General features: G+C 60.0%; 8 protein-coding genes. 3 read left to right on the top strand and 5 right to left on the bottom strand.

The window, feature by feature from the left end; genetic code table 11:
• Positions 1-552: 552 nt before the first annotated feature.
• Positions 553-1,086, bottom strand: coding sequence for an MOSC domain-containing protein (locus BGE01nite_RS28200; RefSeq protein ID WP_146856198.1), 534 nt, complete (start codon positions 1,084-1,086; stop codon positions 553-555).
• 91 nt (positions 1,087-1,177) lie between these two features.
• Here BGE01nite_RS28200 and BGE01nite_RS28195 point away from each other — a divergent pair, with 91 nt between their 5' ends.
• Both BGE01nite_RS28195 and BGE01nite_RS28190 read left to right on the top strand, forming a co-directional pair.
• Positions 1,178-2,950 (top strand): FAD/NAD(P)-binding protein, encoded by a 1,773-nt coding sequence (locus tag BGE01nite_RS28195; protein ID WP_146856196.1) that lies wholly within the window; start codon positions 1,178-1,180, stop codon positions 2,948-2,950.
• A 123-nt stretch (positions 2,951-3,073) separates the two neighbouring features.
• Positions 3,074-3,328: a hypothetical protein gene (locus tag BGE01nite_RS28190; RefSeq protein ID WP_146856194.1), complete on the top strand. Its 255-nt coding sequence runs from the start codon at positions 3,074-3,076 to the stop codon at positions 3,326-3,328.
• Between the two features lie 103 nt (positions 3,329-3,431).
• On the opposite strand, the gene BGE01nite_RS28185 is transcribed toward BGE01nite_RS28190, so the two are convergent.
• On the bottom strand, positions 3,432-3,728 hold the full coding sequence (locus tag BGE01nite_RS28185) for a hypothetical protein (RefSeq protein ID WP_146856192.1): 297 nt from the start codon (positions 3,726-3,728) through the stop codon (positions 3,432-3,434).
• Between the two features lie 706 nt (positions 3,729-4,434).
• Here BGE01nite_RS28185 and BGE01nite_RS28180 point away from each other — a divergent pair.
• Entirely contained in the window at positions 4,435-7,269 is a 2,835-nt protein-coding gene (locus tag BGE01nite_RS28180; RefSeq protein ID WP_146856190.1) for a COR domain-containing protein, read from the top strand.
• Positions 7,270-7,556: 287 nt separating this feature from the next.
• On the opposite strand, the gene BGE01nite_RS29205 is transcribed toward BGE01nite_RS28180, so the two are convergent.
• From BGE01nite_RS29205 to BGE01nite_RS28165, 3 genes are all read right to left on the bottom strand, one after another.
• On the bottom strand, positions 7,557-8,009 hold the full coding sequence (locus tag BGE01nite_RS29205; RefSeq protein WP_170267135.1) for a DUF4826 family protein: 453 nt from the start codon (positions 8,007-8,009) through the stop codon (positions 7,557-7,559).
• 293 nt (positions 8,010-8,302) lie between these two features.
• Positions 8,303-8,836, bottom strand: a complete 534-nt coding sequence (locus tag BGE01nite_RS28170) for a hypothetical protein (protein WP_146856186.1) — start codon at positions 8,834-8,836, stop codon at positions 8,303-8,305.
• A gap of 45 nt (positions 8,837-8,881) precedes the next feature.
• Complete coding sequence (locus BGE01nite_RS28165) at positions 8,882-9,337, bottom strand: hypothetical protein (RefSeq protein ID WP_146856184.1); 456 nt, start codon at positions 9,335-9,337, stop codon at positions 8,882-8,884.
• Between the last annotated feature and the right edge of the window lie 41 nt (positions 9,338-9,378).

The following is a 9,378-nucleotide window of genomic DNA, read 5'->3' as shown; positions in this document are numbered from 1 at the left end:
GGGAGATGGAGGAATGGAGAATGGAGGAACTGAAAATGGAAAATGGACGGAGGGAGATCGGGAGGCATGTGGCTGGATGTTCTTTTTTTACACCGCAGAGATGAGAAGACCGCAGAGAATACCCTTTGAATGGATTTCTCTGCGGTCTTCTTGACTCTGCGGTGTGAAGGGATTGGGGTGACGCCGCTGATACTTGAAGCGCTTTTGGTTATGTAGAAAAATTAGGGTAGAAAGATTTCAGAAACTATTTCTACCTTCATGTTTCTACAGAATGGCTTCTGGGGGCGTGAGTCCTCGGCTCATCGCGCGGAGGGTGAGGGCTGCTATGCTGGCGCGGGTTCGCGGAGGCTTGGGTGGGGGCGTGAGCCTTGGGGGGCGCGGGGAGACAGGTTATAAATCTGTCCCACTTTGGGTGCGGGCGCAGTCATTACTTTTTAACACCGCAGAGTCTGGAAGACCGCAGAGAAAACCATCCGGAGGTATTCTCGGCGGTCTTCTCACCTCTGCGGTGTGATGGACCTGGGCTGCTTTTGGCCGGCGGCGCGGGCTGCATCATCCCACATGCAGGATGCCTGCGGTGATGATTTTGGCGCGCAGGCCGCCGCGAAAGGCGGTCTTGAGATACGCCTCCGCGCCCTCGGCGATGGCGCGGTCCATCCAGTGGCAGGGTTTGCACTCCTGGGTGCCCTCAAACTCGATGCCCTGGAAGAGGAAGCGTTTGCCTAACCAATCTTGCAAACATGCGCCCTGGACGATGAGGTTCCGGCGGAAGATGGAGGCGGGGAGTTTGGGCAGCTGGAACTGCTCGCGGAGCTGGTCAAAGACCTCCGCTGAGAAGAAGGTGACCTGGGCTTTATGACCAGCTTTTTTCAAACAGTAGCGATCTCCGCGCAATCCACGCTCTGGCACGCACTCGACCTCCGGGACGTCCTGGATGCCATGCTGGAGGCGGCCTTCCCCCTGGCGGCCCCAGTAGTCGTGCCCGGAGGAGATGTAAATTTTGATGAGCTTCGCATGAAGCACGGGCACGTCCTGGCGCGGAGGCGGAGGATGGCTCTCTGGATCTGTGACGCTAGGCGTGCTCATGACATAAGGAACGGAACAAAATGCAATCGTCCGAGGTCCAGCGCGCGGCCTTCACGCGATTGCGTGGGGAGATGCAAACTCCCGTCCCACCATGAAAGTCCCGGAAACGCTCGCGGTCATCGGCAGCGGCCCCTCAGCGATCTATCTTTTGAAGCACATCCTCGATCATGTGGAGGTGCTGAAACGGCAGTTTCGGGAGATCCTGGTCTTTGAGAAATGTGAGTTCACCGGGATGGGCATGCCCTACAGCCCGAACACGACGGACCGGTTCAACCTGTCCAACATCTCCTCCGATGAGCTGCCGGAGCTGCCCCGGACTCTGGCGGCATGGCTGCGCGCGCAGAGCCCCACGGTGCTGGAGTCCCTGGGCATCTCCAGCACGGAGATCAGCGAGGAGGGCATCTACAGCCGGCTGGCGCTGGGGGAGTATTTTAAGGCGCAGTACCAGCTGCTCACGGCCTGGCTGGAGGAGGCGGGCATCCGCATCACTGATCATGCGCAGTGCGAGATCACGGACATCACGGATGAGGAGGGCTTTGTGAGGCTCTTCAGCGCTGAGGGAGAGATCTATGAGGCCGGGAGGGTGGTGATCGCCACGGGGCATCACTGGCCTAACCAAGATTCACCCAAAGCGGGTTACTTTGCCTCGCCATGGCCGATCTCCAAGCTGCTGCCGGAGGACGGGGGCCACTACCCTTTCACGATCGGGACGCTGGGGGCGTCTCTGAGCGCGTTTGATGTGATCTCATCCCTGGCGCACCGGCATGGGAGCTTTGTGAAAGAGGGGAACCGCCTGGTGTATCATGCGGACGAGGGTGCGGGTGAGTTTAAGATGGCGATGCACTCCGCGCAGGGGCTGCTGCCGCATCTGCAGTTTGACCAGCGGAAGCCGAGGCGGGAGGTGTACCGGCACGTGAGCCGGGAGGAGCTGCTGAGTCTGCGGGACGAGGCGGGCTTTCTGCGGCTGGCCACGTACTTTGACCAGGTGTGCCGTCCCGCGCTGATCCAGGCACTGGAGAAAAACGCGCTGAATGATGTGGCGCGGCGGCTGGGAGATCCTGCGTTTGGCGTGGTGGACTTCGCGGAGGCGATGACGGAGAAGCATGACTACGCGAATGCTTTTGAAGGCATGCGGAAGGAGATGACGGAGGCGGTGGCCTCAGTGAAACGCCACCGGCCGATCCACTGGAAGGAGATCCTGGATGATCTGATGTACATGCTGAACTACCACGCGGGGCTGATGCCTGCGGAGGATCATCTTCTGCTGCGTGCGAAGGTGATGCCCTTTGTCATGAACGTGGCCGCAGCCATGCCGCTGCAGTCTGGTGACAAGATCCTGGCGCTCTATGATGCCGGGCGGCTGGAGCTGGTGACGGGTGCCGTGGCGGACGTCCACCCCAAGGATGGCCAGGGCGTGACGGTGAAGGTGGAGGATGAGGGAGGCAAGAAGAGCACTCTGCATTACCCGATGTTCATCGACTGCAAGGGGCAGAGCCCGGTGGGAGTGGAGGAGTATCCCTTCCCCAGCCTGGCGAAGAGCGGGAAGATCCGCCCGGCACGGGTGCCCTATGCCGGGAGCGGTGAGACACCGGAGGACTCCGCGAACCAAAAGTCTGACTGCGCGGATGCGCAGGGCCGCCAGCTCCATGAGATCGGCGGCATCGACATTGACGAGACGTATCACGTGATCGGCGAGGACGGGCAGCCGAACCCGCGTGTGTTTGACATGGCCTCTCCGCACATCGCCGGTCTCCGCCCGTATTCCTACGGGCTGCAGGCCTGCAGCCACACGGCGGCGATTGTGGTGGAAGGCTGGCTGGGGCTGGAGCCGGGGTCCCGGGAGACTGCGGAGGAGACCGGCTAGAGCCTGGACTCCGGCGTGAGCTGGCGTTGGTCGTGTGGGACGTGGCCTAGGCTCTTCCATTTTCCATTCTCAGTTCCTCCATTTTCAGTTCCTCCATGTCGGAGGAGTCACCAGCTTCCAGGCATGGAAAAATGGAAAAAGGAGGAATGGAAAACTGAAAATGGCCTGAGGCCTGGAGGCATGTGGCGGCCAGCCTTGGCTGAACTGAAAATTGGCTGGGCGGGAGAGGGCAGTGGTTTGCCATTGATCTTCTTTTTTACACCGCAGAGATTGGATAACCGCAGAGAAGACTTTCTGATGGTTTTCTCTGCGGTTATCCTGACTCTGCGGTGTGAAAGGATTGGGGTGACACGCCGATGGCACTTGAATCGCTTTTAGTTATGTCGAAAAATTAAGGCAGAAAGATTTCAGAGAATCTTTCCACCCTCATGTTTCTACAAAATGGCTTCTGGGGGCCGAGGTAATGAGACGAACCGAGGCGTCAATGGGCCATGGCGGCTGGGTGGGCGTGCTCGTGGCCATGACTGTGCTCATGCTCATGCTCATGCGCATGGTCGTGTTTGTGCTGGCGGAATTCTTTGAGGCGTTCGGTGAGGTCGGCGGCGACGAGGGCCTCGAGCAGGACTTCTTCACGCGCGCCGTCATCGCTTTCGAGAGCGTCTTCGGAGAGCTTGGTCTGGTAGAGCTGGAGGGCGGAGATGAGGACCTCCCGCTGCTCAGGGGTGCAGTTGACGCAGGCGGGATGCGGGTGCAGGCCGGGGGACATGTGGAGGTTCATGGGCTTTCAGGGGACGGGGCTGGTCTGGACTGGCTTTGACGACTGCATTTCGCACGGCGCGGAGGGTTTGCGCCTGTCTGACCTGAAGATGGGAGGAGGTCTCAATAGGGAGTTCGCGGTTCGCGGTTCGCGGTTCGCGGTTCGCGGTTCTCGGTTCTCGGGCTCGCCCACCGAAGCCTTGGCGAAGGAGGGTTCTCGGGAGCGACTGAAAATTGTAAACTGAGAACTGAGAACTGAAAATTGGTTGGGCGTGGGGTGGGTTCGGGGGCTTGTCGAGGGGGCGGAGACTCCGGGAGATGGGGGAATGGAGAATGGAGGAACTGAGAATGGAAAATGGCCGGAGGGGATCGGCATGAGAGCGGTGGAGATGGGCGGAACTATTGGACCGCTGATGGGACGCTCACAGGACGCTGATCGAGGCTGTTGAATGGCTTTTGATCAGCGTCTGATGCGCGGTTCAAAAGAGATTCGCGGAGGTGGTGGGGTGTCGTGGATGCTCTTTTGACACCGCAGAGATGGGATAACCGCAGAGAATACCTTCTGAATGGATTTCTCGGCGGTTATCCTGACTCTGCGGAGTGAGGGGTTTGGGCTTGGGCTTGGCCTGGGCTTGCTTGGAACGTTCCCCTGAGACCCACCCCCGTAAGAAAAAGTCACATCCCTTGCTCGACATCCCCGCGCCCATCTCCCATCCTCCGCGCCAGTTATGCCAGACCTCCCGAAGATGTCCCCTGAAGCGCAAAGAGCCTATGATGAGGCGCTGAGAAGAATCGAGGAGTGTCGGCAGCAGGGGGAGGAGGGGACGGATCTGGATCTGAGTGGCCTCAGGCTGACTCAGGTGCCGCCGGAGATCGGCCAGCTTTCCGCGCTGACGCAGCTTCGCCTCGACACTAACCTGCTCACAAGCCTGCCGCCGGAGATCGGTCAGCTCTCCGCGCTGACGCTCCTTCACCTCTACAACAACTTGCTCACAAGTCTGCCGCTGGAGATGGGCCAACTAACAAAGTTGGAGGAGCTTTTACTTTTCACCAACCAGCTCGCAAGTCTTCCGCCAGAGATTGGCCAGCTCACAGCACTGACGCGGCTTGACTTTTACAACAACAACCTCACGAGCTTGCCGCCGGAGATCGGTCAGCTCACAGCGCTGCGGCTGCTTGAACTCTCCATCAACCAGCTCACAAGCCTGCCGCCGCAAATCGGCCAGCTTTCCGCGCTGATGAACCTTTACCTGGACAACAACCAGATCGCAAGCCTGCCGGCTCAAATCGGCCAGCTCTCAGCGCTGACTCATCTTTTCCTCGAACACAACCAGCTCACAAGCCTGCCGCCGCAAATCGGCCAGCTCTCAGCGCTGACGCACCTCTTCCTCTTCCACAACCAGCTCACGAGCCTGCCCACGGAGCTTTCCCGTCTCAATCATCTCGAGGTTCTTTTCCTCCATCAAAATCCCCGTCTCGGACTGTTGGCTGAAATGCTGGGTCCCACGTTTGAAGAACTTCGAAACAAAAATGCCACTCCAGCAGACCCGAAAGAGATTCTAGCTCACTACTTCGCGCAGAGGCGGGGCCGCACGCGACCATTGAATGAGGTGAAGGTGCTGGTGGTGGGTGAGAGTGAGGTGGGGAAGACTTCGCTGATCCGCCAATTACTCGGGGAGGACTTCAACCCTGGCCAGAGCCAGACGCACGGGATTGAGCGGCACCGGCTCATGATGAATTGCGGGCGGCTGGGGGAGGTGCGGCTGAATGTGTGGGACTTTGGCGGGCAGGACATCATGCACGCGACGCACCAGTTCTTCCTCAGCCACCGCAGTGTGTATGTGTTGGTGCTGGACAGCCGGCAGAATGAGCGCCAGACGAGGATTGATTATTGGCTACGCCTGATCGCCTCCTATGGTGGTGATTCCCCGGTGATCGTGGTTTGCAACAAGGCGGACCAGCAGGTGATGCAACTGAACTGGACGGCGCTGCAGCGCGAGCACCCGCAGATCAAGGCCTTTGCCAAGGAGGTGTGCTGCCGCCATGTGGGAAATGTGGACGAGCGAAAGGGGCTGGAGGAGCTGAAGGGGCTGATCGCCCAGGCGGTGGAGGAGCATGTGGCGGAGGTGGACAGGCCGATGCTCAATCAATGGTTAGACCTGAAGGATGAGCTGGAGACGGATGGCCGCCCCTACCTGACTTTGCAGGAGTATCATGCGCTGGCCGCGCAGCGCGGCATCAAAGAGCAGAAGGATCGTGAGCTGCTGCTGACGGTGATGCACCGGCTGGGCAGTGTGCTGCACTTCAGCGAGCATGCCATCTTTGAGCAGGAGCGTGCACGCCAGGCCGCACCGGCGCATGTGGAGGAGCTGAATGTGCTGGATCCCGGCTGGGTGACGGAGGCCATCTACCGGCTGCTGAATGATGCGAAGCTGATCCGCGCAGGTGGCAAGATGGACCGCGGCAGCATGCGGGCAGCGCTGGCGCAGTTGCCCGGAGATCGCTACCCTGGAACAAAGAAGGACTTCATCATCGCCATGATGAAGAGGTTTGAGATCTGCTTTGTCTTTGACGGGGAGCAGGACCAGTGGTTCCTGCCGGACCTGCTGCACAAGGACGAGGTGGACACGGGTGACTGGCAGGGGGCCATGACCTTCCGCTATCAATATAAGGTGCTGCCGGGGAGTGTGATGGGCCGCTTTCTGGTGCGGCTGCATGGCCACATCGCCAATCGTTGTCTCTGGCGCACGGGGGCGAAGTTCCGGAAAGATCAGACGGAGGCGCTGGTGCGCAGCAACACGGAGGAGGCACAGGTGGATATCTTCATTCGTGGCGGCACAAAGCGCGAACGGCAGGATTTCCTGGCGCTGATTCGCGGGACGCTGGAGGACATTCATCGTTCATTCAGCGGTCATCTGGCGGTCGAGGAACAGATCTCCATTCCGAAGCATCCGGAGGTGTATGTGGATTATGAGAAGCTGCTGCTGCTGGAGGGACAGGGCACGCCCGGTGATATGGTGAAAGTGAATGGCAAGATCGAAGGTTTCCAAGTGGCCGAGGCGCTGAACCAAGTGACCGACAAGCACCGTCGCGATGCCGAGCGCCGGAAGCGTGCGCCGCGAGATGGGCATGAACCGAGAGGCGCGATCATTCACAATTACATTCAAGGAGACTACATCGAAGGAGACAAATCTAACCGCATGAACACAGACAGCCACAACCTCACCATCCACGGCAACATCATCAACAGCCAGGTCGGCCAGACGCTGACGAACTGCACGAACATGGTCCAGCAGCAGGCTCCTGGAGAGCTGAAGACGCTGCTGGAAAAGCTGCAGCAGGACGTGAAGCGAATGATGGAACAACTGCCGGAGGAGAAACAGGAGGAAGTGGCGAAAGACCTGCAACTCCTGACCCAAGAGGCCACGGCCCAGAAGCCTAACAGGAAATGGTATTCCGTCTCCTCCGAAGGCCTGCTGGAGGCCGCGAACTATGTGAAGGATTTCAGCGGCAGCATCGCCGAGACGATCGGCAGCCTGACGAAGCTGCTGGGGTTTTCGTGATGGCTGAGATGGTTAGGTCTGATCGTGCTGGGGAGGGGTTGCGCGCGAATGCCTGGAGGTTTATTTTCTTTTTTTTGTTAGGCGGCTGGGATTGGCGGGGAGTTTTTTTACTGCTGATGAGGGGCTCGCAGGACGCTGATGCTAGAGCGGGGTGGGCTTGCGGTTGGTCTTGGCGCTTGCATGTTGGAGTGACCTGACAGAAAACAGGTTGGAAAACCTGTTCTACGTCTTGATGCAGCCTCTCAGAAAACAGGTTGGAAAACCTGTTCTACGTTGGGAGGCCGGGGTCACTCGGCCCAGAGGGTGGGGTCTTCGGCGAGGTCGTGGAGGAGCTCGGCGCGGGAGCGGAGCATGGGCTCGAGGCGGGGCCATTCGTCGGGGGTGCCCATCATGTAGGCGCCGTCGCCTTCACGGGGTTTGCCGGCGGCCATGGCGGCGGCGATTTCCAGCCACTGGGTGCTGAAGTGGCGCATGGCGGCGCGGGGGTGGTCGGCGGTGCTGCTGGCGCTCATGTAGTCGGTGGGCAGGTCGCCGCTGATGGCCCACCAGCCGGTGCGGCCTTCAGCCTTGAGGGACTGGACGGCCCAGATGGCGAAGCACTGGTCGAGGTGCAGGGCGGGCCACTGGCCGACGCCGCCGTGCTGGCAGCCCTGCTGGGCGAGGTAGGCGATGACTTTTCCGCGCTCGGCGGTGATCCAGGCGGACTCGGGGGTTTCGGGAGAATCGGGGGTTTCGGGCATGGTTCTTGGTGAGCGGTTCTTGGTTCTTGGTTCTTGGTTCTTGGTTCTTGGTTCTTGGTTCTCGGTTCGCGGTTCTCGGTTCGCGGTTCGCGGTTCTCGGTTCGCGGTTCGCGGTGAACGGGGAACGGGGAACGGGGAACGATTCGCGGGGAGATGGGGGGATGGAAAATGGAGAATGGCGGGTGATGAGGGGCCGGGAAGGACTGAAAATTGTAAACTGAAAACTGAGAACTGAAAATTGGCTGACGGCAAGGCGGCGAGAAGTGGCGCGCGGGATTTGAGCATTCTTTTGGTTAGTCCCAAGCGGGATTCCAGAGGGGGATGCCGAGGTCTTTGAGGAGGGTGGCGACGGCTTTCATGTCCACGGTTTCGGAGAAGCTTCGGGGCTCGCCACGATGGCCGCCGCAGATGAAGCAGACCTCAATCCACCCCACGTGCTGGCCTTTCTCATCGCGGAAGGCGAAGGCGTGGTGGGGGTAGAAGCAGGCCATGACCGGAGGTACCTGCCCGGAGACGGTCCTGGGCTTGGGGTGATGACCGGTGATGGCCTGCTGCAGGCGGGTGACCTGGCCGGCGTTCAGCTTGACACCTTCCTTGGGGCGCCGAGTGGGGTTGAGCCTGCCTTCGCGATTCGCAAAGTCTTCCATGGCATCTTCTTCCTTCCAGTTCATGCGGTAGGCGCGCACTTCGGCGAACTTGAGGAAGCCCCAGTCGCCACCGGTGGAGGCGGTTGTGGTGGACTCGTGGGCGGGTGCGGCTGGCTGCGGGGTGGCGCAGGCACCGAGGGTGATGAGGGCGAGGGAGGCGAGGGAGAAGAGATGATTCACGGGGCGATCTTTTTTTCGAGTTCAATACCTAACAATCAATGTGTCCTAGCATGAGACCCGGGTGTTTTTATGCAGGAGGAGATCCGCGCGGAAGGTGAGCTTCATGGGGATCTGGCCATGGCAGGAGAAGGAATGGATGAGATTGTAGAGCGCATAAGCGTCGGGGCCTGACCACCACCCGAACACTGGCAGGGTGAGGCGTCGCTGGCCGGCGAAGAAGACGAGGCTGCCCTGACCGAACTCGATGCGGTCCACCTCACGCCAGGGCAGCTCGAAACGGCCGAACATGTTCGTGAGGCTGAGGGTTTCAGGAGTGGCGATGATGGTGCCGGAGATCACCAAAACCGCCGCGGAGAGAAGGATGAAGGGAATGAAATACGGTGCCACGTGTGCCTGCTCCTTGAAGCACCCCAAGATGGGGCAGAAGGAAAAGAAGGCCAGGCCAACCCAGCCGAACGCCTGGACCCTCCAGGTGGAGACACGGAGGGGCGTTTCAATCATGGGAAGGGGCATCAGCGCCGAGTTTAAGGTTCGGGGGAGGG

The organism is Prosthecobacter gellanilyticus (assembly GCF_007992435.1).
Taxonomy (GTDB): Bacteria; Verrucomicrobiota; Verrucomicrobiia; order Verrucomicrobiales; family Verrucomicrobiaceae; genus Prosthecobacter; species Prosthecobacter gellanilyticus.
Note: the sequence above shows the minus strand (reverse complement) of the source record. Positions and strands in the feature narration are given on the sequence as shown.